The 26,697-nt window shown below is 44.4% G+C and carries 18 protein-coding genes and 3 pseudogenes; 4 read left to right on the top strand and 17 right to left on the bottom strand.

What is annotated here, in order from left to right; genetic code table 11:
• Positions 1 to 3: 3 nt before the first annotated feature.
• The 4 genes and pseudogenes from F6K53_RS17860 to F6K53_RS17845 all read right to left on the bottom strand — a co-directional run.
• Positions 4 to 285 (bottom strand): nucleoside deaminase, encoded by a 282-nt coding sequence (locus F6K53_RS17860; RefSeq protein WP_293064930.1) that lies wholly within the window; start codon positions 283 to 285, stop codon positions 4 to 6.
• Between the two features lie 43 nt (positions 286 to 328).
• On the bottom strand, positions 329 to 400 hold the full coding sequence (locus F6K53_RS17855; RefSeq protein WP_293065044.1) for a hypothetical protein: 72 nt from the start codon (positions 398 to 400) through the stop codon (positions 329 to 331).
• A 158-nt stretch (positions 401 to 558) separates the two neighbouring features.
• Positions 559 to 804, bottom strand: a pseudogene (locus F6K53_RS17850) (IS4 family transposase); the annotation flags it as partial.
• 109 nt (positions 805 to 913) lie between these two features.
• Positions 914 to 1,727: pseudogene (locus F6K53_RS17845) on the bottom strand (transposase); the annotation flags it as partial.
• 96 nt (positions 1,728 to 1,823) lie between these two features.
• Between F6K53_RS17845 and F6K53_RS17840 the strand changes: the two are divergent.
• From F6K53_RS17840 to F6K53_RS17825, 4 genes are all read left to right on the top strand, one after another.
• A complete protein-coding gene (locus F6K53_RS17840; protein WP_293064928.1) occupies positions 1,824 to 2,279 on the top strand; it encodes a hypothetical protein in 456 nt (151 codons plus the stop codon).
• The gene (locus tag F6K53_RS17835) at positions 2,248 to 3,261 is read left to right on the top strand and encodes an aspartate/glutamate racemase family protein (RefSeq protein WP_293064925.1); all 1,014 of its coding nucleotides are present in this window, start codon (positions 2,248 to 2,250) and stop codon (positions 3,259 to 3,261) included. The genes F6K53_RS17840 and F6K53_RS17835 overlap by 32 nt, the downstream gene beginning before the upstream one ends.
• 184 nt (positions 3,262 to 3,445) lie before the next feature.
• Positions 3,446 to 9,724: a non-ribosomal peptide synthetase gene (locus F6K53_RS17830; protein WP_293081533.1), complete on the top strand. Its 6,279-nt coding sequence runs from the start codon at positions 3,446 to 3,448 to the stop codon at positions 9,722 to 9,724.
• Positions 9,721 to 9,987, top strand: a complete 267-nt coding sequence (locus tag F6K53_RS17825) for a hypothetical protein (protein ID WP_293028778.1) — start codon at positions 9,721 to 9,723, stop codon at positions 9,985 to 9,987. The genes F6K53_RS17830 and F6K53_RS17825 overlap by 4 nt, the downstream gene beginning before the upstream one ends.
• 2 nt (positions 9,988 to 9,989) lie before the next feature.
• Here the strand turns inward: F6K53_RS17825 and F6K53_RS17820 are convergent, their stop codons facing one another.
• The 13 genes and pseudogenes from F6K53_RS17820 to F6K53_RS17760 all read right to left on the bottom strand — a co-directional run bounded on the left by F6K53_RS17820 (position 9,990) and on the right by F6K53_RS17760 (position 25,795).
• Complete coding sequence (locus F6K53_RS17820; protein ID WP_293028781.1) at positions 9,990 to 11,009, bottom strand: PDDEXK nuclease domain-containing protein; 1,020 nt, start codon at positions 11,007 to 11,009, stop codon at positions 9,990 to 9,992.
• Between the two features lie 54 nt (positions 11,010 to 11,063).
• Positions 11,064 to 12,303: pseudogene (locus F6K53_RS17815) on the bottom strand (transposase).
• A 415-nt stretch (positions 12,304 to 12,718) separates the two neighbouring features.
• Positions 12,719 to 13,858: a tetratricopeptide repeat protein gene (locus F6K53_RS17810; protein WP_293081531.1), complete on the bottom strand. Its 1,140-nt coding sequence runs from the start codon at positions 13,856 to 13,858 to the stop codon at positions 12,719 to 12,721.
• Positions 13,855 to 15,213, bottom strand: coding sequence for a tetratricopeptide repeat protein (locus tag F6K53_RS17805; RefSeq protein WP_293081528.1), 1,359 nt, complete (start codon positions 15,211 to 15,213; stop codon positions 13,855 to 13,857). The genes F6K53_RS17810 and F6K53_RS17805 overlap by 4 nt, the downstream gene beginning before the upstream one ends.
• 83 nt (positions 15,214 to 15,296) lie before the next feature.
• On the bottom strand, positions 15,297 to 18,437 hold the full coding sequence (locus F6K53_RS17800; RefSeq protein ID WP_293081525.1) for a tetratricopeptide repeat protein: 3,141 nt from the start codon (positions 18,435 to 18,437) through the stop codon (positions 15,297 to 15,299).
• Between the two features lie 525 nt (positions 18,438 to 18,962).
• Positions 18,963 to 19,217: a BrnA antitoxin family protein gene (locus tag F6K53_RS17795; protein WP_293081522.1), complete on the bottom strand. Its 255-nt coding sequence runs from the start codon at positions 19,215 to 19,217 to the stop codon at positions 18,963 to 18,965.
• A 2-nt stretch (positions 19,218 to 19,219) separates the two neighbouring features.
• On the bottom strand, positions 19,220 to 19,351 hold the full coding sequence (locus F6K53_RS17790) for a BrnT family toxin (RefSeq protein ID WP_293081519.1): 132 nt from the start codon (positions 19,349 to 19,351) through the stop codon (positions 19,220 to 19,222).
• Positions 19,352 to 19,750: 399 nt separating this feature from the next.
• Positions 19,751 to 19,951, bottom strand: a complete 201-nt coding sequence (locus tag F6K53_RS17785) for a hypothetical protein (RefSeq protein ID WP_293081578.1) — start codon at positions 19,949 to 19,951, stop codon at positions 19,751 to 19,753.
• Between the two features lie 712 nt (positions 19,952 to 20,663).
• Positions 20,664 to 21,608, bottom strand: coding sequence for a lipase family protein (locus tag F6K53_RS17780; protein WP_293081516.1), 945 nt, complete (start codon positions 21,606 to 21,608; stop codon positions 20,664 to 20,666).
• Between the two features lie 229 nt (positions 21,609 to 21,837).
• Entirely contained in the window at positions 21,838 to 22,047 is a 210-nt protein-coding gene (locus F6K53_RS17775; protein WP_365940530.1) for a hypothetical protein, read from the bottom strand.
• 84 nt (positions 22,048 to 22,131) lie between these two features.
• On the bottom strand, positions 22,132 to 22,278 hold the full coding sequence (locus F6K53_RS17770; RefSeq protein ID WP_293029688.1) for a hypothetical protein: 147 nt from the start codon (positions 22,276 to 22,278) through the stop codon (positions 22,132 to 22,134).
• Between the two features lie 36 nt (positions 22,279 to 22,314).
• Entirely contained in the window at positions 22,315 to 22,902 is a 588-nt protein-coding gene (locus tag F6K53_RS17765) for a single-stranded DNA-binding protein (protein WP_293029693.1), read from the bottom strand.
• Between the two features lie 355 nt (positions 22,903 to 23,257).
• The gene (locus F6K53_RS17760) at positions 23,258 to 25,795 is read right to left on the bottom strand and encodes a mannose-1-phosphate guanyltransferase (protein ID WP_293064896.1); all 2,538 of its coding nucleotides are present in this window, start codon (positions 25,793 to 25,795) and stop codon (positions 23,258 to 23,260) included.
• Positions 25,796 to 26,697 lie beyond the last annotated feature (902 nt).

Below are 26,697 nucleotides of genomic sequence, written 5' to 3'. Positions count from 1 at the left end.
CAATCACAACATGAGGGATCTTGTACAACAAAATCGCGCCAGTACACATACTACATGGAATGTAGTGTACAAAACGACATCTTGATAAAAAGAAGCAGGTTGAGAGCCAACATCCTCAAGAGCATCCATCTCACCATGAAGGATTGCACTACCTTTTTGAACTCTCCTGTTGTGTCCACGCCCGACAATCTCACCACCCTTAACCACAACTGAACCGATCGGTATTCCTCCCTCTTGGAAACCTATCTGAGCTTCTTTAAATGCTGCTAGCATAAACTGATTCAAAATTCCACCTCATCACTCTGAGCTACTCCATATTGCCTATATATTACGACAAAAAATCCCCGATTTTTAAATCGATGGCTACCAAACATTTGAGATGGCGATGAAATAACAGCAAATCAATAAAATACTCTTTGTTGCTAATTTCTAAGCGATTCAGCTTATGCGCTATGCGAACAGCTAATGGTTACTATCACTCCACACCCATAAATGTTGAATCCCGAGAGTTATGTACCTAAAATTAGATACACTACACCTATAACACACCAGATAGCTTCACGAGAACACCATCTTATGAAACCAATGTACATAGCTAATATTTTCACACATAAAAGCTTGTAAATATCGAAGGTTATCTAATAAGTTATTTCCAAATTTATGAGGAATATTAACCAATTGTAATAACAATTAAGCGATCAGAAAGCTATATATTTTTATTTCAATACCATTAATATTTTTTGTTATTAATTTTTCGAGTTTAAGATTCATTTTCAAAAACTTCCAGAACAACTCTATTTGCCATCCAAGGAGACGAAACCTTAGAGAGTGGAGCCTTATTCATATAACTTAAAACTATTACCCATAACCTGTCCCTATAAAGGCTCCACTCTCTTACGGTAACTTCAAATAAACGATAAAAATCCGCAATATCTTCATTACTTCTTCCTGCTTCACCTGTTTCTGGTAGGTTAGTCACTAGTCTAAATTCAGTTTTAGTTTCAAGGTCACAAAAGTTGACTAATCTCACTTTTACTTGATCTTTACCTGTTCCAATTATGTACTGGTCATCCTCCAACATTTATAGCTTTAAATTGTTATTAATTCTCAAAACAAAATAACGATTATATTTTGTCTTAATATTTTTTATTCTCTCCAAGCTCGCAAATCCTCTATCCATTACACCAACTCCGTTTTCTGGAGTTGATTCTATTGTCTTATCCCCATATTTACTATCATGACCTTGACCAAAATGAATCATTATTACTCCTGGCTCTGCTGTTAATAAATTTAAGCCACTGAATAATTTTACTTGATTAAATCCTTGGCTCCATAACAGCTTTATTGTTAATGTTACTATAGTCGAATCAATCGGAAATAATGCTAATTTATTCTTCCCTATTTTTTTTTTTTTATGTAGAGTTTTTCTTAATTGAACGAACAAATTATAAAACACCTTGCGCATTGGCGCACGCTACGCGAATGGATTTCTAACTTTGCTCGCCTTAGAGAAAGTCGATATGTCTACCTCTATGCCGCGTACATTCAAACGCTTAAATAAACTCCTCATACTAGTTTGACTTTGTTCGCGTAGCGTGGCCCAAAGGCCAATCTAAGACAAATTATAACCAGGTTGATACAAATAGGAAAGTATTGAGGACTGGATAATCATCAGTAGGTAGTTTTCCTAGGTATTTTTTGATTATTTGTGGAAAATTTGATATCATTTAAGCAACATTATTATATTTTTGTTTAGCCTATAATTTATCAAATTATAGGCTATTTGTCTAGTTTTTTAACTATCATTCAACATTTCTGGGTTTTTGGATAACGATTCCTGGCAATTAGACCAGTATTGCTTACCGAAAGCCAGAGAGTTTAAACAATGGATTTATCATAACATGGTAGTGAATGATATCCCCAAGGGATTGTTCACCAATATGTTTTCTGAGATCTATAACCACGGTGAGTATAGCATTGCCCTAAAGGCTTTTAGTGATCTCATTGATCGTCATTACTCCTTTTCTGCTGCAGAAAAAGAGCAAGCTTTGACCTATATCCACGCTCATGTGGCTGATGAGACGGAAGTGGATCACTTTTTGGTAGTGGTCAAAGCCTTGAATGCCTATTGTCAAGGGACAAACACATCCATTGATTACCAACAGGCTCAGAACTTATTTGTAGAATATTTGACTCGTTTAGGTGGTGTAATGGTAGACTTAACTAATATGATGAGTCAAGAAAATCATGCAAACGAATCCCTTATCTGCGCCTCTTAACCCCCAGCATCAGTACTGTTTTGAAACAGCTCAACAGGTCAAATCGGCGCTGCCAGCCTATCGACGAAGATTAGCTGACATTGCTAAAGTTCACTTGGACTTGGGAGACGTGATTACCGATCAAGACTATCCCACAGAGGTGATGGTACTCCGGCCTCGGCACACAAAAGCTCCCCCCTTACTCTTAATTGGAGGGATGGGTCCAATACCGGGAGTATCGGGATTTGAGCAAGCCTGTGAAATGTTTCAAAACACTCGGGAAATTGTGTTGTTACAGGCCTGTGCAGTGCCGAATCGAACAACAGTTATGACCGAGAAAAGGCAAGCTGGCAGCAAAACCTTGAGGAAAACCTTGGCCGAAGAGGAGTTAGTGGCGATGCTAGAGATGGCAATTCGAGTGGGAGTTGCACAATGTTATACACGCCATACTCCGATCCAAGTGATTGTCCTGTGTAATGCTGCCCATTACTTCCTTCCTTTTGCCTGGCAACGGCTCTTGAACAATCATCCCCAAATGGCGATTAAACTCCAGTGGATTTCATTAATTGAATCTGTGGTGAAGCATCTCAGAGATGGGCATTGGCAGCGACCGTTACTCCTATGCACCAGTGCCACGCGATGGGGAAAGGTCTACGCCCATCCCCTTCAAGCCAATGGAATTGACCTGATCGAACCAAACGATGCTTTGCAGTTAACCCTGATGGACTGCATTTATCAGGGGGTAAAAGCCTCTAATCAGGATCTCACCTGCTTCTTAGGGGAACGCTTCTTTGTTGAGCTGCTCAAAACCCAACCTGACCTGGACTGTATCATCGCAGGCTGTAGTGAAATTCCCTGTTTGCTGGAGTTGCTGCAAGGAAGAAGTACCGGTGCTGTCGGGCAGTTTTTGTCGGCGATCGAGGTGATTAATCCGGTTCAACTGGCTTTGAACCATGCCGCTGAAACCCTTCAGCCGATGGCAGCCATGGAACTGAACCTGTGACGAGACAGGTTTTATAGCGCTACGCGCAAGGCAGCTATGCTGAGGGCAGAAGGCAGAAGTTGACTCTAAAAAGGTTTTAGAAGTAAGAGTTGTCCTAACCTTAGTACCTACTGCTATATCCCATTGATGTCAGCCCAAACCACCAAAGCTCAAACACCAAAGCTCAAACACCAAAGCTCAAACGATGAATCCCTCTGTAAAACCCCTGACCCTGAACGACAACGATAGTCCCAACCAGACCTTTAAGCCTTTCCCCTTAGAAAATGTTGAACGGTCAATTGTAGAGCAATTTGAACAACAGGTTTCACGTCATGGGAATCGTCTTGCCATCGGTTTTCCTGGACAAGAGCTAACCTACAACGCCTTAAACCAATGGGCTAACCGGATTGCACGAGCAATCTTAACCAAGCTTGGGGCTGGGGCTGAACCGGTTGCTCTGTTATTTGAGACCGGACCAAGCATGATTGCAGGGATGTTGGGGGTACTCAAGGCTGGGAAATTTTATGTTCCGATAGATATATCGTTGCCAGAGTCTCGCCTTAGCCTGATTCTTAAGGACTCAAAGGCTAGGTTAATTTTAAGCGATCGCTACCATCTCGATGCTTCAGGGTTTGAGCAGAGGATTTTGAGCCAAGATGTTTTGAGCCAAGATATTTTAAGGATTGACAGCCTAGAACCAGGGATTTCAGACGAGAACTTAGAAATTCAGTATCATCCTGACGATAAAGCCTATATTCTTTACACTTCTGGTTCTACAGGACGCCCCAAGGGTGTGATCCAAAACCATCGGTATGTCCTGAATCTATGCCGGAACTATACTAACAGCAGTAAGATTAGCTTTTGCGATCGCTTTTCACTGTTGTACTCAGCCGCTTTTGGTGGTGCAGTGCGAGATATTTACTGTGCCCTGTTGAATGGAGCAGCCCTATTCCCCTTGGATGTCAAGCAAATTGGGTTACATCAGTTAGGCCGATGGTTGCGAGATAACGAAATCACCATTATGTTTGCGGTGGCGACATTGTTTCGTCACTTTGTTTCAAAATTAGATGGGCTTGGAAATTTTCCTAAGTTACGACTGATCCAAATTGGCAGTGAAACGGTTTACCGACAGGATGCGGAACTTTTCCAGGAAAACTTTTCCGACCAATGCACCTTAATGGTGAATCTTGGAGGTACAGAGATTAGTCCAGTCCGACAATTTCCCATTACCAAAAAAACCGTGCTCACTGGTGCCACCGTGCCTGCGGGCTATGGTGTTGAGGGCACCGAGGTTTTCCTTTGGGATGAATCGGGGCAGGAGGTGCCTCCGGGAGAGGTTGGTGAAATTGTGGTTCGTTCTCGCCAAGTGGCTAATGGCTACTGGCAACAGCCTGAGCGAACCGAGCAAGTGTTTATCACAGATGGGGAGCATCGATATTTCAAAACCGGTGATTTAGGTAAGTTATTACCGGATGGTTGTTTGCTGCACCTGGGTCGTAAAGATTTTCAGGTCAAGATCCGAGGTTATCGGGTTGAAACCAGTGAAGTGGAAGCCAGTTTGTTGAACTTAGACGCTGTTCAAGAGGCGGTTGTAGTCGCCCAGACAGAAGCAGGGGGAGCAGTTGGGGATCAACAGCTAGTGGCTTATCTGACTCCGGTAAATTCCCAAAACAAACCGACAGCCAACGAATTAAAAGCTGCGTTGGGAGACAAATTACCCAGTTACATGGTTCCCGCTTGTTTTATTTGGCTAGAGTCATTACCTTTAACTGTAACTGGTAAAATTGACCGACGGGCTTTACCAAAACCGGAATCAATTCTATCAACATCACAATTAGAATTAAACGTTATTGCCCCCCGTACGGAAATAGAAGAAACCTTAGTCAAAATTTGGTCGGAAGTCCTAAAAATTGAGCCGATTGGCATTGAGAATAATTTCTTTGAATTAGGGGGACACTCCCTTCATGCCAGCCAAGTTGTGGCTCGTATTTCCCAGAGACTAGGCATTGAAGTACCATTGAAGCAGATTTTTGAAGCACCAACAATTAGCCTGCTCTCAGAATACCTAGAATCCGTAAACACTAGCACTTGTAGCACTGGTGACTATCCATTAGTCCCCACCCCCACGGCAAGAGAGGCAGAAATTCCTCTATCCTTAACCCAACAAGGTCTCTGGTTTCTGGCTCAACTGGAAGACAATCGTGCTGCCTATAACTTGGTCAGAGCGTTTGTGATTACCGGGCGATTAGACACAACGAGTTTAGAAAATGCGTTCGCGAAGCGTCGGCTTTGCCGAATCGCAACCCTCATAGACCGCCACGAAATCCTACGAACCACCTTTTCAGCTGGCGAGGGCATACCAAACCAAAGGATTTCATCCCAGATTCGGTTACCCCTATCTATGGTAGACTTGACCACTGAGGGGTTGGATGGGATTGAGGAAGTGATTTTCCAAGAACAAAATCGCCCCTTCGATGTAACTGTTGGCCCTCTGCTGCGATTTACGCTAATTTGCAATTCACAGGAAAAGCAAATTTTACTACTGACCATGCACCACATCATTAGTGATGACTGGTCAATACAAGTTTTGCTCAGAGAACTCTCATGGCTTTATACGGCTGGTTTAACTCAAACATCGCCATCATTACCCCCTCTGCCCATTCAGTATGTTGATTATGCGACTTGGCAACGCCGCCGATTCACCGGGGAGTTTAGAGATAGCCAAATTAAATACTGGCAAGAGCAATTAGCGGATGCTCCCCCAGTGCTTAACCTCCCCCTGGATCGCCCCCGCACAACTCAACCCTTCAAATCTGGCCGGGTGCCATTTGGCCTCAATGCTGACCTAACTGATCAACTCAATGTCTTAAGCCAGGGTAAGGGAACAACCCTATTCATTACCCTTTTTGCGGCCTTTTCCGGTTTTCTGTCTCGCTATTGCCATCAAGACGATATTGTGGTGGGGACTCCCATCGCCAACCGAAACCCAGCCATAACAGAGGCTTTGATTGGCTTCTTCGTTAATACCTTAGTCTTACGCACTCGACCGAAGCAACAGCATACCTTCATTGAGTTGCTTTCCCAAGTTCGTCAAGTGGCCTTAGATGCTTATGCTCATGGCGATATCCCCTTTGACCTGCTGGTAGAGCAACTGAAACCGGAACGGCTGCCAGGGGTTAGTCCCCTCTTTCAGGTGATGTTTACCTTGCAAAATCTCCCGAAGGAAACCCTAGAGTTGTCGGGGCTGACTGTCAGTGCTAAGTCTTTAGATAAACCCACTGCTGGGGCTACCTTTGATTTAACCTTATCCCTGACTCAAAGCGATACAGAACTGATTGGCGCTTTTGAATACAATGCCAACCTGTTTGATCCCGCAACGATTGAGCGGATGGCAAGAAATTTCCAAATTTTTGTAGAGGGGATCACTGTATTTCCAGAACAAACCATTGCTCAATTGCCGATTTTGAGTGCTGCTGAACAACAGCAATTATTAGTGGAGTGGAATCAGACCCAAACCGATTATCCTCGTAATGCCTGCGTTCACCAGTTATTTGAAGCTATTGTCCAAAAGACACCAGATGCAGTAGCATTACGTTTTGCCGAACAAGCTCTGACCTATCACCAGTTGAATCAAAAGGCTAACCAACTCGCCCATTACTTGCTTTCTTTGGGTGTTGGCCGAGATGTTCCGGTGGGAATTTGTCTGGAGCGCTCGTTCTCTATGGTGATCGCGCTGCTAGCAATTCTCAAAGCCGGGGGAGCTTATGTGCCCCTAGACCCTGGCTATCCCCAGAAACGGCTGGCCTACATGATGAAAACTGCTCAAGTTTCCATTCTACTCACCCAAGAGTGTTTAATATCCCAGGTGCAGCTAATGGCAGAGCATACCCTTTGTTTAGATAAGGATTGGCCAACCATTGCCCAACATCTACCCACCAACCTCAATGCCCAGACTACACCAGATCAGCTGGCTTATATTATCTATACTTCTGGCTCAACTGGGCAACCGAAAGGGGTTGCCATGCCCCACCAAGCTTTAGTGAATCTGATTGTTTGGCAACTTGAGCAGACCTTAGCATCTAACACTGGTCGCACCCTCCAATTTGCCCCGATTAGCTTTGATGTTTCCTTCCAGGAAATCTTCTCGACCTTGTGTGCTGGAGGAACCTTAGTTTTAATCTCAGAGGACATACGCACTGACCCCATGGCACTGTTGTCCAAACTCAACCAGGAAAACATTGCTCGTTTATTCTTACCCTTTGTTGGGTTACAACAGTTAGCAACTGTAGCGAAAACATCACCATCACTGCCCATCCACTTGCAAGACATCATTACCGCAGGAGAACAGTTACAAATCTCTAATGCCATTCGCGATTTGATGGGTCGCTTGCCCGGATGTACCCTCCATAACCACTATGGGCCTTCTGAGAGTCATGTGGTGACAGCCTTTACCCTGCCAGAAGACGTTGCTCAATGGCCAGCCCTGCCCCCGATTGGAAAACCCATCTCTAATTGTCAAATCTATTTGCTAAACCAAGCTTTCCAGCCAGTTCCGATTGGGGTTGCCGGTGAGCTATACATTGGCGGGGTGGGGCTTGCTCGGGGTTATTTTAATCGCCCTGAGCTAACGGCAGAGCGATTTATTCAGCATCCATTTAGTGATAATCCATCGGCTCGACTCTACAAAACTGGGGACTTAGCTCGGTATTTACCAGATGGCACTATTGAATTCCTCGGTCGCATTGACCATCAAGTCAAAATCAGAGGCTTCCGTATCGAACTGGGGGAAATTGAATCGGTGCTCAGTGACTACCAGCAGGTGCAGGAATGCGTCGTTATCTGCCGGGAAGATACCCCAGGAAACAAGCGCCTGGTAGCCTATGTAGTTGGGGATGATGATCTTGACATCAGCGCCCTGAAAGAGTATATCAAACAGAAATTACCAGACTACATGGTTCCCAGTGTAGTGGTGCCCCTGACGTCATTACCCCTGTCTCCCAGTGGTAAAATAAACCGCAAAGCATTACCTGCCCCCTCTGCTGCCTTCAGCCAAAGTAGTGACTTCGTTGCACCGAAGACAGAGAGTCAAATTCGGATCGCTAGTCTTTTTGCCGAAATTCTCTCCCTGCACCCTCAGAGCATTAGCCTTGATGATAGTTTCTTTGAGTTAGGTGGTCATTCCCTATTGGCCACTCAACTGATGTTTCGGATTCGTGAAGCCTTCGAGATTAATTTATCGCTAAGGGCATTGTTTGATTATCCCTCTGTTTCTGATTTGGCTAGTGCAATCGACCACGCTTTAGTAACTGGAGACTATCAATCCCAGACTTGGGATTTAGAAGCAGAAGCTGCTTTAGATCCAGATATTCAGCCATTAACTGCGATCGCGCCAATCGTCAGTCCAATGGAACGAATTTTCCTAACCGGTGCCACAGGTTTCTTGGGAATTCATTTACTTTCTGAACTCTTGACCACAACGGATGCTACTGTCTATTGTTTGGTTCGCGCCGAGCATATAGATGCTGGCAAAGAAAGACTATTGAGCAAGTTAGAAGCAACTGGATTATGGCGTGATAATTTTACATCTCGAATTATTCCCATCATCGGAGATTTAGGAACCAGTCGTTTTGGACTCTCAGCAACTGAGTATAATAATTTATGCCAATATATTGATGTGGTTTATCACGCTGGAGCCTATGTTAATCATGTGTGGTCTTACCCTATTTTAAAAGATGCGAATGTTTTGGGAACCCAAGACGTGTTGAGACTGGCCAGTCTAGGGAAGCTCAAACCGGTTCATTACGTTTCTACCATCAGCGTGTTATCAACATCCCAAACTGATCAACCCATTCTCGAGTCAGCCACTGCCAATTATTATGATTTACCAAAAGTAGGCTATGTTCAGACCAAGTGGGTAGCAGAGCAGTTAGTTTGGGAAGCTGCCAAGCGCGGTTTGCCCATAACTATCTATCGACCGTCGAGGATTAGTGGTCACAGTCAAACCGGTGTCTCTAGTTTCGATGACTTACTCTCGCGACGGGTGAAAGGATGTATTCGACTCAAATGTTTTCCTAGCTGGAGTGGTTTAGCAGAAAACCTTGTCCCAGTAGATTATGTCAGCCGAGCGATTGTTTGTCTGTCTCAACAAAACCGTTTATTTGGGAAGGCATTCCATTTAATTAATCCCAAATCGGTGCATCTGAGGGAGATTTTTGACTGGGTGCGCTCCCTGGGCTATAGCTTACAAGAAATTGACTATACTGATTGGCGTTCTAAGTTGATAGAGGATATGGAAAATCCTCTCTACCCTTACTTACCTAACTTCCCGGAATCACCGTCGAACATAACAAACTTAATTGAGTACGATTGTCGCAATGTGGTTGATGGTTTAAGGGAAAGTGGTATCCAGTTACCGGAGGTTAATCAGGATTTATTTAAAACTTACCTCTGCTACTTTAGAGAAAGTGGATTTTTGGAGGATTGAACCTTTTTACTAGACTTCGCGGCAGTTGTCGGGAACAGGGAACAGCGATGCAGCGCGGTCTTGGGAAGGCAGCGCGGTCTTGGGGGTTCCCCCCACTCGCTATTGCCGTGGTTTCCCCCATGAGCGACTGCATCAAGACGGGAACAGGGAACAGTGGACAAGAATTGACGCAAAGCGATGCATCGCTTTCTTATGCCCCACACCCCACACCCCACCCCCTACACCCCACACCTGAGGTCAAAGTAAAAAACCTACCCTTATGAGCTTACTCCACCCCCTCCAATAACAGAGCCACTTGTTCAGGTGCAGGAAGTTGATTCTGCAACTGTTGTGGTAACGTTGAAACTATTCGATAAGTAGCAACACCAATCGGTTTGTTTGACTCCTTCAACGCATATTCCACAATCGTCTTATCCTTAGACTTACAAAGAATAATTCCTATGGCAGAATTCTCCTCTTCTAGCCTCACTTTGTCATCTAACGCTGCCAAATAAAACTGCATCTTGCCTATATATTCTGGCAAAAACTCCCCTATTTTTAAATCGATGGCTACCAAACATTTTAGATGGCGATGAAATAACAGCAAATCAATAAAATACTCTTTGTTGCTAATTTCTAAGCGATACTGACTGCCAATGAAAGCAAACATCCCTCCCATTTCCCGTAAAAATGGTTCGACCTTGGCTAGAATTGCTTGCTCTAACTGACGCTCACTGTACTGATCGGCTAGCTCCAAAAAATCAAAGATGTACTCATCTTTAACGGCTAACTTAGCTTGCTTACGAATATCCTCGGAAACTGTCTGTTCAAAATTAGTTTGATTCAGCAACGTTTTCTCGTAGGTTTGATTCTCTATTTGGTGAATCAAAACATTTTTTGTCCAGCCAAATTTCCGCGTCATCCGGATATAAAACTCTCGCTGTAAGTCATTTTTACACTTTTGCATAATCACCAAATTATGACTCCAAGCAATTTCTGCAACCATTGGTTGCAGTTTTTCATTTTGAGAGTAGGTGAGATATAAATTGCGCATATTCCAGATATTACGAACCGAAAAGCCACTGATACCTGGAAACTTCGCTTGTAAGTCTTTTGCTAGTTGTTCTACGACTGACTTACCCCAGGTTTCTCCCTGTTGACGGGTCACAATTAACCGTCCAATATCCCAATAAAGAGTAATTAATTCCTTGTTGACTGCTTTGAGGGATTGGTACTGGGCCTGGCGAATGCGCTCCTTGACTTCTACTAGTAGTTGCCGATACTTCCCTGAATCCAAGTCACTCATCTGGTTTCCGATTCAACAACATTTGTCCAAAAGGTGATCTTGACACTCCCCGGTCTAAAGACGCGGGGATTCTTCACTCAACGATCTAACTTGCGTATAGCTGGCCGGAACCAGGAAGAGTAGAGGTCGGATCTCCTGAAGCGTTTAGGTTTTTGACAACCCAAGTTCCGGTGTGCCCCACCGTACTCAAGGCTCTTTTTAGGATATTTATGGCGGCATTGTGTTCGCGAAGCGGTTCCGAAGGAACATCTCTATCAAGTTCACATCCACATTTACAGGTGTGAGTCCTAGTTGATAGAGACTTTTTAACAACCTCACCGCAGTTGGAACAATTTTGGCTGGTATAGGCGGGATTTACTGCAACCGTTACCTTTCCAAATTTTGTGCCAAAATGCTCCATCCATTTCCTGAATTGATACCAACCTGCGTCATTAATAGACTTAGCAAGACAATGGTTTTTAGCCAGATTTTTTACCCTTAAATCTTCATAGGCAACCAGATCGTTAGATCGGACTACGCAACGCGCCATTCTCTTGGCATGTTCTTCACGCTGCCTACTTATTTTAAGGTGATGTCTGCCTAGTCTATTAATGGCCTTTTTACGGTTAGATGAGCCTTTCTTTTTTCTAGAAACTCTGCGCTGATAGAACTTAAGGCGTTTTTCTCCCGTCCTGTAAAAACGGGGGTTAGGTTCAGTGTTACCAGTGGAATCAGTATAGAACTCTTTTAGTCCAACATCCAGGCCGACAGCCGTTCCAGTTGGTTCTAATTCTTCTTTGATGTCAACTGAAATACAAAACTGGACATAGTAGCCATCAGCTCGACGGACTATCCGAACCCGCTTAATCTGTTTTTTATCGAAACGCCATAAGTCCCATGTACCTTTAATTTTGAGTTTTCCAATCCCCTTCTTGTCACTAAATGTAATTGACTTCTTGTCAGGGGACAACTTCCAGCCAGACTGTTTATACTCCACTGAACGGCAGTTTTTCTGGAATTTAGGAAAGCCTTTTTTGCCGGGTACCTTTTTCTTACAGTTATCAAAGAACCGAATGATTGATGACCATGCTCTTTCGGCACTAGACTGACGAGCTGTAGAGTTCAACTCATTAGCAAAAGGGAAATTATTGGCTAGAACTGCACTGTATTTGTTAAGGTCAAATTTATTAACCCCTTTATTGTCCATCCAATATCTGAGACAACTATTGCGAATGAATTTAACAGTCCGAATAGCCTCATCAATAGCGAAATATTGATGTTTATTTCCTTTCGCTTTAAACTCTAGTATGATCATCAGCTTCGACCTCAACTGTATCCATTTTTATTCTACAACACCTAGACTAAGATTCCGGATTTTTAAAGAATATTTTTCACAGGCGGCTAAAGCCGCTATTCGCTTTCATCCCCGGTCTAAAGACACGGGGTTTTCAGCGTTTCGATTTTTATAACAAACCTAAAGCAGTCAGCGGTCAGCGGTCAGCGGTCAGTCATTGGCCTTTGGCTGATAGCTGATAGCTGACCCCTGACTACTTAGTTACCCATTCAATTTTCGGTGTTGCTGATTCTGGGTATGATTGAGCCCCCCTAGCCCCCCAATTTTGGGGGGAACAAAACTCTTAAAGTCCCCCAAAGTTGGGGGATTTAGGGGGCTTGCCCAAAACCAAAAGATCCTGCATTGATACTTCAATTCAGCAACCCCCAATTTTCCCTCAAATCCTCTGTCGAGAATCCTCAATATCATTCCTTAGCTCCTCTAGCTTCCCTTGTGCCTCTGGATCTTCCAAATTAAAAAGCTTTTGGTAAATTCCCTCAGCAGCCTCTAGCCATTCAACTGCTTCAGCAAACTCTTCTAGGTTGTGGGCAATCTCACCAAGCTGTTCTTGAATTTCCGCCTGCAATGGCAAATTATTAGCTTTTTTGGCCAGTGCCAGGGCTGTGCGGTAACGCTGCTGAGCCTGTCGCTTTAGTCCAATGCGCTGATACATCTCAGCTTGGAGCTGATAAATGGCAGCATTGTCTGTACCAGCTTTGATTCTTGTTTCTAAAAGGTCAATGGCATCCTGATTGAGACAAGTGTTAGGGTAATTTCGATCTTGGCAAGTGCTGTGATAAAGATGAGCTTTTTTTTGAGCTTTGGCATCTGCATCCAGATTTTGTGTCTCAATCTGAGCTAGGTTCTTCTTTAGCTCCTGCTCCTGGTCATCTGTCAGCAGGGTAATGGTGGGAGCTGGATCTTGATTGGGATTTTCAGGTGAAGACACACCGGTACTAGCAGTCACCACAATAGAATAATCCCGATCCCGTCGGAGTTGGGAGCTATCGGGGTAATCAACTATGGGTTCAGATACCCGTTTTTTCCACACTGGTGTTGCCAAGTCCTTTATAATAACATCATAGTGGCTGGCTTCTTTCACCCCATGCCAGCGCAGGGTCAGGGGTTGATTAGGACGTAGTGCTGTATTCCTCGGACTGATCAGGTCGGGAAGGTTTTCGTTCCCGATGCCACGTCCAGGTGCAAGATCATCTCCCGGTTCGAACAATATTCCTGAATTTGAGCAACCTTCAGACACCTTAAAAGCTGTTCCTACAGGAACTTCCCAATTACTGAGATTATTGCAGGAAACTGTAGCAGAGGACTGAGGGTTTTTGACCCAGATCTGGTCTGTGAGTTTGAGGCGATCTCCTTGGTAAGCCCGACGATAACCAAACCACAGGCGACGTTTCACTTGAACATCTCCTGTGACAGCTGCGATCTCGTAAATACCCTCAGCCGCAGTAGTTGCTGGAGCCGCGATCGCGATTAGAACCGTGGAAAGTAGGGAGATGGAGAATAGACGTTTCCAAATCATGGCCTTTGTTTCTGTTGTTGAGCTTTCTGAATACGTTCATTAGCTAGATGTAACCAGGTGTCTTCTTCTGGAATTAAACGATTTCCTATTCCTAATTTATTAGCTAAATCTAGCCATTTGTTTGCTTTTGAAATCCTGGTATTTCCAATGATTAAATTGCGACAATGTTCCCATTCCTTGAGAGATTCTTTGGCAGCTTCAGGTTTTTCCTTGCGTTCAAGGACCTGAGCTAAAATACAGGAGGCAGAGGCACGATTGGGCAGATAGTTTGCTACCTTTGGATTCTTGGCAATGTTGAGGGCTTTTTCCAGGGCAATCTTAGCTTCATCATCCCGGTTTTGTTTGAATCTTACCCACCCGAGATTTTTATAGAGATTGTATTTATCCTCTGGATAAACTGATTGCTCTGTGGTCATTTTTAGACCTTCAACTAAAAGGTTTGCCGCTTTAGGATAGTCCCCTTCTAGAATGTAGAGTCTGGCCAAGTTGTTGTATGCCCTAGGAATTTTGGCACTTACCGCCAGCTGGTACTCTTGCTTTGATTTCTTGAGCTGTAACCAGTCTTCATAGACTACGGCCAGGTTGTAATGGGCCTTAGCATTATCAGGATCAAGGGCAATTGCTCTTTGGTAGTCGGCTTCAGCACTACTAAGCTCACCGGCTCGATAGTGCTCTAAGCCACGTTCACCGTAACTATCTGAAATTCTAGGTAGGCTAAACCAAAACCCTAGCAATCCCAACAGTAGAGCCATGGTGGAGAGAAACTTAGTTTCAGCATGAAGAAACTTAGGCACCTTCAAACCAGTTAACAATTCCTCAAAACCTTTTTTCAATGCTTCTGAGAAATCGTTATCTTTTTGCTCTTCTTCAGTAAGGTCACTTTTGGCTTTTAGCAGAGTGATCAGAGTTGGTACAATGATCGCGGAAGTGCCAGCCACACCGGGACCACCACTTAAGAAACGACTGGCAATGTTGACTAGCAGAGCCAGACTGACACTCCAACCTCCAAAGGTCAGACCCTTAAACACCCAGTCGTAACGATCTAGCCGATGAGGAGGACGCTGTTGATCCAGATACCACCACCAGCCGTTAGGCTTTGCTGGTAGACTGTGGCGATAGGTAGAAAGTGCCAGAGCTTGGTCAATCCGTTGTTTGTGTTGTTGGAGTTGGGCATCTAGCTCATGGATGCACTCTAGAAGCTCTGCAGGTATGAAGGGTTCCTGTTTGAGGGCATTGTGGAGTGCATCTCTCGCACACAGAATCTCTAGAGCTTGTTGATGACTCAAGGTAGAATCTGTGGCTAGGGACTGTAGGGCAGCTCGATATTGACTTAGCACCAATGTATGATAGGGCATGCTATTGGGTTTGACTGACTACATTTGACTTAATCTGACTTCTAACTTCTGACTTCTGCCTTCTAACTTCTGACTTCTGCCTTCTAACTTCTGACTTCTGCCTTCTGACTTCTGACTTCTGACTTCTGACTTCTGAATGGTTTCCAGTTACCGGAATTGATGAAAGCTGCCCAGAAATAGGGGTGCTGGTATTTTTGATTTTGCTGCATCTCTAGTTGAGCCTGTCTCATGGCCTCGCTACGTCCCAGACCCTGTTTTAACTTCTGATAGTAAGAAACCATCAGCTCCTTAGTAGACTGATCGTCCACCTGCCAGAGGCTGATCACCTGGCTTTGGGAACCAGCCAGCACCAAGGCTCGCCGCAAACCATAGACCCCTTCTCCTTGAGAGAGTTCACCTAGTCCCGTTTCACAGGCAGAAAGTACCACCAACTCACTACCGTAGAGATTCAGCCCCGATGCCTCCAAAGCTGTCAGCACCCCATCCTGGACTACATTGGCAAGGTTGCCACTTTGATAATTCTGAACCCCAGCCAGCACTAGTCCAGAGTTCAACAGACTCAGCCTAGACTGCAATAAGGGTTTTCCTGCCACCAGAGAGTCAACCCGTTGATTGCCCTCAAAAAAGCCATGAGTGGCAATGTGCAGAATACTGGGACGATTGACTTGCTTAATCACTGCTTCAGTTGCCTGTCGCCCAAGCCGGAGTTGAGCTTGGGGTAAAATTTCAGCAATGGCTTCAGCTTCATCTCTGGTTCCTGGTAGAGGCAGAAGCTTACGCTGGGGCCAATTCCCGGAACGGGTAGGGTTTTGAGCTAATTGAACCGTTTCACCAGGTTTTCCGAAAATGGGGTCAGCAATCAGCACTGGCGGCTGCTGAGGTGGGGCTTGAACAGGGAAACGCAGCACGTCTCGCCCGGAGGTAAGATAGGTAACGGTAACGTTTTCAATCAGGAATTGGTTATTTTTATCCACCAGGGCTTCAAAGGGAATCAAGTTGAGAGCCCCATCCGGTGAAATGATTAAGTGATTGCTATTACCGATTTGTGCTCGGATCGGAGCGAGTATCGCTTTCTCTAATTCACGAGCAGCGTCTTTAACTTGGGAAATACGTATTCTAGGATTGCGGATAGCAATGGTAAAATTAGCAATTAGTGGGTCTATTTCCTCTGCTAGTCCCAAGTCAATGCCTTGAAAACGACCATCGGAGTCTAAAGTATAAACTACATAGCGGGAGCAAGGCCTGCCGCATCGCTGATTTGGAGGAGTTTTGGGGTCAAAAGGTCGGTATTGGAAGAATTCAATCAGAACTGCATCAGGGGGCAGTTGAGCTTGCACAGCTTTGAGGGTAGCGACTTGAGTGGTACGTTGGAATTCAGCACTCTTTTCCAGAAGAGCCTTCTCTTGAGTTTGCTTTGTTTTCGTCAGTTTTTCGAGTTGGATTTTATAGTCATCAAGAGACTGATTGTCGGAACCTTGATGGTAGAGTTTTGCCAGTTGAGCGCGAGTGTCGTTGAGTTGGTCGAAGGGTTTCTGGTCTTCAGGGGTAAGGTTTTGGCGTAAGCGTTGCCAGCTATTGGTGGTAGTATCAAGAATCCGACCTTTGCGACGCAGGATTGTGGTTAGTGCTAAACGGGCTGCCTTTTGATTTTGAGAATCCTGTTGGAGATGGAGGGAAATAGCTAAGTCTATTGCACCAGAGAGCGTGTTGAGATAGTCTTGTTTTTGAGACTCAGAGCCAACTACCAGATTGTAGTCGAGGTTTTTTTCTTCCAGGTCTAACCCTTGACTAAAGAGGTTGAGAGCAGAAGTAGGGTCTCCCTGTGCCCAGTAGAGTGCAGCCAGATTATTGAGGCTGATTGCCAGATCGGGATGGTCCTGACCAAGGAGTTTTTTTCTCAGTGCTAAGGCTTGTTGTAAGAGGGGTTCGGCTTGAGCATATCTCCCCTGTGCCCAGTAGAGTGCAGCCAGATTATTGAGGCTGATTGCCACATCGGGATGGTCCTGACCGAGGCGTTTTTTCCTCAGTGCTAAGGCTTGTCGATAGAGGGGTTCGGCTTCACCATATCTGCCCTGCATATAGTATAGTATTGCCAGATTATTGAGGCTGATTGCCACATGGTGATGGTCTTCACCGAGGCGTTTTTTCCTCAGTGCTAAGGCTTGTCGAAAGAGGGGTTCGGCTTCAGGATATCTGCCCTGCCTTTCGTAGAGTGCAGCCAGATTATTGAGGCTGATTGCCACATCGGGATGGTCTTGACCAAGGAGTTTTTTCCTCAGTGCTAAGGCTTGTCGATAGAGGGGTTCGGCTTCAGGATATCTGCCCTGGCTTTCGTAGAGTGCAGCCAGATTATTGAGGCTGATTGCCACATCGGGATGGTCTTGACCAAGAAGTTTTTTCGTCAGTGCTAAGGCTTGTCGAAAGAGGGGTTCGGCTTCAGGATATCTGCCCTGGCTTTCGGAGAGTGCAGCCAGATTATTGAGGCTGGTTGCCACATCGGGATGGTCTTGACCAAAGAGTTTTTTGGTCAGTGCTAAGGCTTGTCGATAGAGGGGTTCGGCTTCAGGATATCTGCCCTGGCTTTGGTAGAGTAATGCCAGATTATTGAGGCTGGTTGCCACATCGAGATGATCCTCTCCCCAGATTTCTTGCCGAATCTCTAATGCTTTCTCAGCTAGGGGAATCGCTTCTGAGTACTTTCCTTGCTGATAAAGCTCTTCTACTTGCTGATTGAGTTGAGAGGCTTCTGTTAGGGATAACTCTTCCGCTGAAGCTTCTCGCCCACTGAGTCTGTAGCGTCCTCTCTCTTCTGGTTTGTCAGTTGTGACAATTACTGTGTAGGTACCTGTGCTGGGTACAATCACACTCACTCTGGCATTGTTTCCTTCTCCCCCATCATCATCTTCTGCTATCTTCTCCTGTTGGGGGTCTACCAAAATTAAGTAAGCATCAAACTCACTGCTGGTTAGCTCAATGGTAATCGCTTCCCCGGCTTTACCAGAAAAAGTGTGAATCTGAAAATACCTCCCGTTGTCAGCAGTATAACTTTCCAGATCCAAAACACCATTGATGGTCGATTGCTTCCCTTCACTCCCTGGTAAAGTGGGTTGTTGAGCAATTATACTTTGCCCCCAGCTAGACCTAGGGAAAGCCACTCCCATTGCCATCACACCGACAACGGTGGCTAAGATAGCTGCTCGCTTAACAGATAGGTTTTGATTCATTTCCTGAACACCGTTTGAGATACCCAATGAACCTCACGAGAGGAAGTGGGGGTGATACAGTAGTGTGCCACCCAGTAATTATCCTCTTAGTAAAATTTTATAGCTCTGGACTCTTCTAATGGCCGAGTAGTTAACAAACCTTCAATTTATCTCTTTTAGCAAGTAGGGTGGGCAGTGCTTGAGACAGATCAGATCAGCTTGCAAAGCGCGTAGGTAGGTACTACTCACCGACGATTAATCCCAATGGTGCAAGATGTGAGTATAAACATTTCCACGATCACGAATTGTCTTATAAAACTATAGTCAATCAATGTTTGATCCTAATAACTTACCCTTTCAATCGTTAGATGAAATTCCTTGATTGTTACCGGAGCGATAATTATTCCGTAAGCTATCAGCTATCGCTATCAGCTATCAGCTATTGGCCATAAGCGAGGCTACTGTTCGCGCAGCGTGCGGGTAGCTTAATCGGTGCTTTTAAATCAAATAAGCTGACGGCTGACGGCTGAATTCTTACTTCCAAGCTTATTGACTTTGAATAATTTCTGTGATGGGAATAGTTTCCTGATCTCCTTCTAATTCTATTGGTTGATGCTGAATGTGCTGACGCAACACCTGATTAATCAAGGTTTGATAATTGCCTCCACCAGATAGATGTACCTGCTCACGAAACCAGTCGATAACATCGTTATCTAAACAAATGGTGATCCGAGTCTTACCAGATGGCATCGGGTCAATCGCGCCACGCTTACCTTGACTAAAATCATACTCAGCTTCCATCTTCATCCCTCCAGATATTGTTTACGTTCAGTACGAGTGGCTTTGCGAGCTGAAATCAAACGAATTTGATTACCTCGCCAGGTATAGACCACAACCAAAACTCGCCCCAAAGCATCTACCTGAATAATATTCAATTTAAACGGGAGTAGGGAGTAGGGAGTAGGGAGTAGGGAGTAGGGGAGATAGTTTTACAGTTTGTTTTCTAACTGAATAATATCCAATTCACAGCGTTTTTCATAACTATAAGGTACACAGAATTTTTTCCCTGTTCCCTGTTACCTGTTCCCGATTCCCGATTCCCGATTCCCGATTCCCGATTCCCGATTCCCGATTCCCGATTCCCGATTCCCGATTCCCTTTTTATATCAGTCTAAAAAAAAATAGCCGTAGAAATACTATCCACGACTATTTCAATTTATTATGTCACAAAATTAGCAAACCTAACCTGCTCTGATCTGATTGGCCAAAGGCCGCGCTACAAAACCAGACCAAAACCTTGGCCAGGGGGGAAACCCCCCCAGAAAATTAAGGTGTTATGGCAATAACCAATACTTGGTGATTGTAGTGATCACTTCCCCTGGAACATCAGTCGCTTCCAGAGGGGTCCATTCCGCAATCTCTGCATAGCCTAGGGCATAAAGCATTTGCATACTATAAAGTACTGATTGACGAGAACCTTTGAGAGTGTGTTGAGCAGGTTGTTTCTTGAAGTTTTGGCTGAATTTTTGTGACATCATAAAAAATCTCATTTCGGTTTATATTGATTATTGTAATGATTATATTTTTAATTGTCAAGGGTTTTAAAAAGTTTTTTTTGGAAGTTTTAGGATTAATAAAAAATAAGCGTTCGCTTTTAGCGGAAGCTTTGCTTCATCGCGTAGCGTGACATGCAGGTCAATCGCGTAGTGTATCGTTCAAATAATCGCTTTTATAAAATTAGCGATCGCATAAACGCGGAAGGTTCGCGTGACTCGCGTAGGGTGACATGCAGGTCAATCGCATAAGCGCAGAAGGTTTACGTGACTCGCGTAGCGTCTCTTTCAGAAAATTGCTTTTTTTTACTAGTATTTTGTGATAGCGTTTATTGCATTTATGAGGTACGCTTATCAACCTCAAAGTCCCCCTTTTTAAGGGGGATTTAGGGGGATCATTTTTTACCTCATGGCAGAGAGAATAGCTATAACTAGTAATTTTAACAATAGCGCTGGGAGCAGTAGCTTCTAAAATAGACAAGGTTTAATCAGCGCGGAGATTGTAACGATAAAATACAAATTACTGATTTGCTATAATAAAGTAACCTATCAGCCAAATACACAGGATTGTTTTCCCACTTCCCTGTTCCCTGTTCCCACTTCCCTATTCCCTGCTCCCTGCTCCCTGCTCCCTAAAACCAGAAACTCTGTACCTCACCAAATTGAAAAACGCTATATAACCCCAGACCAAGAGCTACCAATATGTACAGACTGTACTAGGATCTGGTTTCACCGACTTCATCGTTTTGCCCTGATCGTAGTCAAAGCTTCCCTCACAAAAGCCACTTTCACTTTCCAACGCACAATTCAAAACGGTTTTATAATTTTTGCGATGATGATTGTCGATAATCTCAAATTTACCCATTAAGTTGTCTCGAGAAAATGAAACTAGATAGGCATAGGGCAAATGCTGGTATCTTTCAGGTTTATATGGGACACAAGGAACTTTATCATAAACATTTTGGATACGAATAGTTCGTGTCTCCGGGTTTTGTTGAGGTGCCTGTTGTTGATAAAATTCTACAAATGCTTGGTTGCCTACACGAGGGGAAGCATAGTTGTAGCTTACAGACTTGATATCTGGTCTAGACAACGCCATATCAAGTGTGAAGAAAGTGCTCAGTGTAGAGCCTAAACTATGGCCAGTAATATACAGAGTATCGATCGGTTTTTCAGATGCTTGATATTTATCAACTAGGGCAAACACTTGATTCTGCATCGAGGGTGTGTTCCCATCACTATTGGAATAGATATGGTAGAAACCTGATTCAACCCTAAGCTTAGATGGCACTACAACATCTTCCTGATAAGGTACAAATGTTGTATGATTAACACCCAAATTATCTATTAGATCCTCTGTCGAAGAAGTACCTCTAAAGGCAAATATATAAGTGTAAGGAGACTGCTGAGATCGAAACACTAGACCATAACACTCAACAGTTTTGTATTTATTAAAAATCGCATCAACACCAGTCCAGTAGTCTACAAAATCATAACCATCCGGTGGAGACACCTCAAGACACTCAGCAGGGTTTTGCTTATCAAAAGCATCATAAGTTCGACCGCTTGCTTGCGCTAAAAGGATGGCCCTGGTGGAATCAAGGTCAGCAGTTGTGAGGTAAGTAATTGTGTTATCCATCACGCATGCTTTCATTAGGATGGCTATATATAGCCATCCTATCTGATGTGTGAAAGAAATGGTCTGCTTTAAGGCAGGAAGCAGACGGCAGATGGCAGAACGTAAGGGAGAAGGCACCACTTTTTAACAATTCCAGTGATTTTACAAATACATTACATAATTTAGGATTGCTATATACGCTTCCTCCCCACTAGCAAGGATGAAGCCAATGGCATTACTCTCGAGTCTTTTAAACCCTAGTAATGTAATTATTTTTTGCACAAAAGTCCATACAATTAATTGCTGCTTCAGAATTAGCAACAGAAGGATGCACGGTACACTTAAGACGATAATCACCAGTAAAAAACTGACAGTTAGAACAGGGAATTTGATGCAGTCGTTTGGCAACAGCAAAACTTTCTCGAACTGCTGACAAAACCGTCCAAGCTAGAATCATCATTAGCCCCCAAGCCAAACAAAAACAAATCAGGTTTAGATAAGGCTGGAGGGCATAGATCAGTACGTAAAGGAGTTGAAACACAATTTAATAGACTTCTTGCAGAAGTCGGGAACAGCGGATCTGGGAACAGGGAGCAGGGAGCAGGGAGCAGGGAGCAGGGAGCAGGAACCCACCCCTAACCCCTCCCAGGAGGGGAAAAGAGGGAAGAGGTAAAAATTTTGTGTACCTCATAGCTATGATAAACGCTATAATCTTTGCTCCTAATAACTAAAAGGGAATATCATCTAAATCTTGTTGATGACTAGGGCTACCAGACGTTGGGTTTTGAGGAGATGAAGACCCAAAAGAAGAGTCAAAACTTTGCTCAGTATTTTGTTCAGTGCTGGTATAAGCAAAATCTTGTTCGGTATTGCTAGGAAAAGAAACAGATGACGACATCCGATGTTGCTCCATGGATACAACCTTATCATGGGTTTGGGGACGGGATGGTTCTGGGGTATGGTTGAAAGTTCTGTCCGAGGCCATGACTTGTGGCTCGAAGTGATCATCTGTTCCCAATTTGTGAATCCGGGAAACATTCAATTCTGCCCGTTTTTCCTTGAACCCTTCTGGTCGCTCAATCACATTCATCCTTAAGCTACCTTCAATCACCACGCGATCGCCTGTGGAATAGTTTGTTTTAATTTCATTAGCCAAATATTCCCCCCAACCTACCACTTTTAAGGTTGATGGGGATTCCTCAGCCTTGAGACCGGAGAATTGTACTAGCATCTGAGTCAGGGGTGTCTGATTCTCTGAGGTGTAACGCAGTTCTGGATCTTGAATAATTTGTGCCATTAAAATGCAGCTGTTCATCTCGTATCTCCCTTGTCCTTTCAGTGTTGACTCTTCATTATAGAACAAGCGTACCAATACTCTAGGCTTTTCTTTGAGTGAACTTAACCTACCAACAATTAACTAACAACAATAGCGTAGCGGCTTTCCTCTGAGCTCTACAAACACTCTGAGGAAAGCCACCGCTATGCCTATTAACGTAAGCATTCAGCCGTCAGCTATCAGCCGTCAGCTTATTTTATTCAAAAGCTGTTCGGTGTAGCTTGCGCTATGGGCATAAACTGTTCCCGTAGCGTGACCACAGGCCTTTGGCTGATAGCTGATAGCTGATAGCTGATAGCTGATAGCTTACCTGTTAACAGCCGATCAATCCGATTTATGACACGGCTGAAGGTTGCGCTTCTACACCTTGTTCTTGTTCAACGAATTCCTGAACATGGTTGCGATAATGCTTGAGGTTTTCCTCGGCCCAATCCCGGTCATCGCTGTTGGCAAAAATATGAACTAAGGGTTCGCCAGCATCGGGTAAAATCAACACCCAGTTATCATTTTGCGCGTTGATAATTTTAACGCCATCAACAAGTTCGAGCTGCTCACTGGGATGGGTTTCGACCAGATGACGCATCAGGCTACCCTTAACTGTCCAAGGACAACGCAGGGTAACGGTTTTGTACCATACCCGGGGGAGCTCAGCGCGAATATCAGCAAGCGATCGCTCTTGGACTGTCAGCATCTCGATCAACTTGGCGATTCCAAACATGGCATCAAAGCCTGGATGTAGTTGGGGGAAAATAAAGCCCATGTCCCAACTACCTCCCAATACTACATTGGGGTTGCTTTGAGAAGCTTCCATCAGTGCTGTGGGGTTAGATTTGGTGCGGATCACCTTGCCATCATGGCGTCGGGCAATTTGTTCCACCGCACTTGATGCCTGGACTGGTACCACCACAGTTCCCCTGGGATTAGATGTTAACATAATATTGACCATCAGTGCAGTCAATATCTCACCTCGAATCGAGATTCCCGATTCATCCACCAAAATCAGCTGTTCCCCATTAGCAGAGACCTGGACGCCAAAATTGGCTTTTAGGGCTTCGACCACCTGACCCAGCTGATTGAGCAAACTCTCTCGTTCTTCTGCCGAGATAGCTGTTTGTTTCAAACTGGCATTGAGGACTACTGCATCAGCGCCAAATTTTGCTAACAGTCGGGGTAACACCGCACCAGACACGGCATAAGCATAGTCAATAACTACCTTAGAACCACTGTTGCGAATTGCCTCTACATTGAGATGCTTCTCAAAAGCAGTACCGTAGATATCGATTAACTGGATCGGGTAGTTAACATTACCGATATCATTAATCTGGACTCGTCTTAGGTCTTCTTTAAAGTAAGCCCCCTCAATTTTTTTCTCTTTACCCTTGCTGACATTAATTCCCTTGGCATCAATAACTTCGATCAGGATATGATCTGGTCGGTCAGGATGCACTCGCACATGGATACCCCCCTCAACCCCTAGGGTTGGTATCACGGTTCGAGCCACAGGAATTGCAGTTGCATCTAGGTTCTGGACATCGACACCCACAGACATCAATCCCCCAATCAAAGACCGGGTCACCATGCGACAGATACTACGCTGGTCACGGGAGAGTGATACTTGGGAGCCTAGTTTTAAGGTAGACCCATAAGCCGCTCCCAACTTAACGGCAAATTCCGGAGTAATATCGATGTTGGCTAAGCCTTGGACACCCCGCTGACCAAAAAGATTCCGTTGGGCAGTGTTGCCCCAAATTAAATTGATATTCAATGTTGCACCTGATTCTATAGTTTTACTTGGCCAAACCCTTACAGTGGGACTAATTTGAGCTTCTTCTCCCACTTTAGACAGGGAACCGACAACGGCACCTTCGAAAACCTGAGCACGACGGTCTATCCTGGTTCCCCTGGAAATGGTGCAGGCACTCAGATTAACCTCTTCACCAATCAACGCTCCATTCCAAATAATCGGTCGTTTCAGGTTAGCGTAGGCAGAGATGGTAACATTATCGCCAATTACTGTTCCTGCTTCGATGTGGGCGTTTGGACCAATCCGGCAGTTGCTACCAATTAGTACTGGGGTTTCAATCTTGGCAGTAGGGTCGATATAGGTATTTTGTCCCACCCACAGTCCTGAGGATTGTTCTGGGTAAGCAAAGTCTAGTGTGACCTTATTCATTAAGCCGTCATACTGGGCTTCTCGGTAAGCCTCCAGGTGACCGACATCACACCAATATCCCTCAGCCACATAGCCATACATTGGCTCATCTTTCGCGAGGAGTTTCGGAAACAGGTCTTTGGAAAAGTCACATTCCTCATTTGATGGCAGGTACTCTAGAACCGATGGTTCGAGAATGTAAGTGCCAGTATTAACAGTATCGGAAAAAATTTCTGAGGTCGAAGGTTTTTCCAAAAATCGGCGGATGCGCATTTCCTTATCGGTGATCACCACCCCGAACTCAACGGGATTAGGAACGCGAGTTAGGATTAATGTCGCCTTTGATTTCTTAGCTTTATGAAATTCAATCGCAGCAGTCAAATCAAAGTCGGTGATGCTATCGCCACTAATGACTAAAAAGGTTTCATTGAGTAATTCGGAAATATTTTTAACACAACCTGCAGTCCCCAGAGGCTGTTCTTCTTCTACCGCATAGGTCATCTTTACCCCAAAGTCACTGCCGTCTTGGAAGTAGTCCCGCATGACATCTGGGAGATAGTACAGAGTGGCAATGACCTCATTGATATTGTGCCGTTTGAGTAGATTAACGATATGTTCAGCAATGGGTCGATTCAGGATTGGCACCATGGGCTTGGGCAGATCACAGGTCAACGGTCTCAGCCGTGTTCCTGAACCACCAGCCATCAGCACTGCTCGCATAATTCCTCCTCTTTTAACCCGTTAAGGGGTTTGATCATCTTGTCTACGTTCATTTGTCTTGTTATGGGCTTTTTTTAGTGAAGTACTTTCCGATACTTTTTAGCTACCAAAATCTACCCTCGTAGACTTTAGCCCGCCAATGCAAGATGCAATAGCATCCAGGGGGTATCTCCGCGCTTCTCTGACGGAATATCCCGCGAGCGCCATAAAAATGTCAAAAAAGTTCGTTCCACCGGGATTTAAGCGCAACTATTTTTACCTTGGTTTTCGGCTTTAATTTAAGTTACATAATCATCCGTGTCGGTGTTACCATAATTTAACTCTCACAAATAATCAGAGTTTTTGGTAGACTATGGGACATTTTTTCTAGCTGTTTACTCACCTCCACAAACAGTGACTTGATCTCAAAACCGTGATTTTGGCATGCTAGCGTCGATAGTGATTCATAAAAGAGTGCTTTCGACAAAGACTGGCGGAACTATAACTAACGACACTGGTGTCGCCAAGTTTCCTCCGACCTCAGAAGAAAGATCGCGCGTTAACCCGCTGCTTCTTCATTCAGGTAATGATCACTACTGAGTTTGGCTAGTCTGTAACTCCTAAGGGTGACACCACAAATGAAGACTAGAGAAACTGGATCTGGATCAATGCTACTAGGAGCTGTAATCCGAATCAATTCGGTTGATTAACCTACACACTTATGGTATTGAGGTCATGGTCTAACACTGGCTTGATAAGGTAAAATTATCATTAATATAAAAATTATCTTATAAAAAGCACCGGAGGTGAAAAAGCATGTCACAATAGCCAAATGTGTTCTACCCAAATTGATCAAGGGTAGTTAAAACTGCCCCAAGGGCTCGCTTTTCCTCCCTGTCAGGCGAGAGGCCTATCTGACTTGA

This window comes from Moorena sp. SIO4A1 (assembly GCF_010672065.1).
GTDB lineage: Bacteria > Cyanobacteriota > Cyanobacteriia > Cyanobacteriales > Coleofasciculaceae > Moorena.
The sequence above is the reverse complement of the archived record's forward strand: the minus strand, read 5'-3'. Positions and strand labels throughout refer to the sequence as shown.

Coding starts and splice junctions, on each gene's coding strand:
- F6K53_RS17795 (WP_293081522.1), bottom strand. CDS start 19,217: ATGGAAGCTGAGTATGATTTTAGTCAAGGTAAGCGTGGCGCGATTGAC.
- F6K53_RS17760 (WP_293064896.1), bottom strand. CDS start 25,795: ATGCGAGCAGTGCTGATGGCTGGTGGTTCAGGAACACGGCTGAGACCG.
- F6K53_RS17775 (WP_365940530.1), bottom strand. CDS start 22,047: ATGATGATTCTAGCTTGGACGGTTTTGTCAGCAGTTCGAGAAAGTTTT.
- F6K53_RS17800 (WP_293081525.1), bottom strand. CDS start 18,437: ATGAATCAAAACCTATCTGTTAAGCGAGCAGCTATCTTAGCCACCGTT.
- F6K53_RS17770 (WP_293029688.1), bottom strand. CDS start 22,278: ATGAGGTACACAAAATTTTTACCTCTTCCCTCTTTTCCCCTCCTGGGA.
- F6K53_RS17830 (WP_293081533.1), top strand. CDS start 3,446: ATGAATCCCTCTGTAAAACCCCTGACCCTGAACGACAACGATAGTCCC.
- F6K53_RS17810 (WP_293081531.1), bottom strand. CDS start 13,858: ATGATTTGGAAACGTCTATTCTCCATCTCCCTACTTTCCACGGTTCTA.
- F6K53_RS17765 (WP_293029693.1), bottom strand. CDS start 22,902: ATGAACAGCTGCATTTTAATGGCACAAATTATTCAAGATCCAGAACTG.
- F6K53_RS17835 (WP_293064925.1), top strand. CDS start 2,248: ATGCAAACGAATCCCTTATCTGCGCCTCTTAACCCCCAGCATCAGTAC.
- F6K53_RS17805 (WP_293081528.1), bottom strand. CDS start 15,213: ATGCCCTATCATACATTGGTGCTAAGTCAATATCGAGCTGCCCTACAG.
- F6K53_RS17780 (WP_293081516.1), bottom strand. CDS start 21,608: ATGGATAACACAATTACTTACCTCACAACTGCTGACCTTGATTCCACC.
- F6K53_RS17820 (WP_293028781.1), bottom strand. CDS start 11,009: ATGAGTGACTTGGATTCAGGGAAGTATCGGCAACTACTAGTAGAAGTC.
- F6K53_RS17785 (WP_293081578.1), bottom strand. CDS start 19,951: ATGTCACAAAAATTCAGCCAAAACTTCAAGAAACAACCTGCTCAACAC.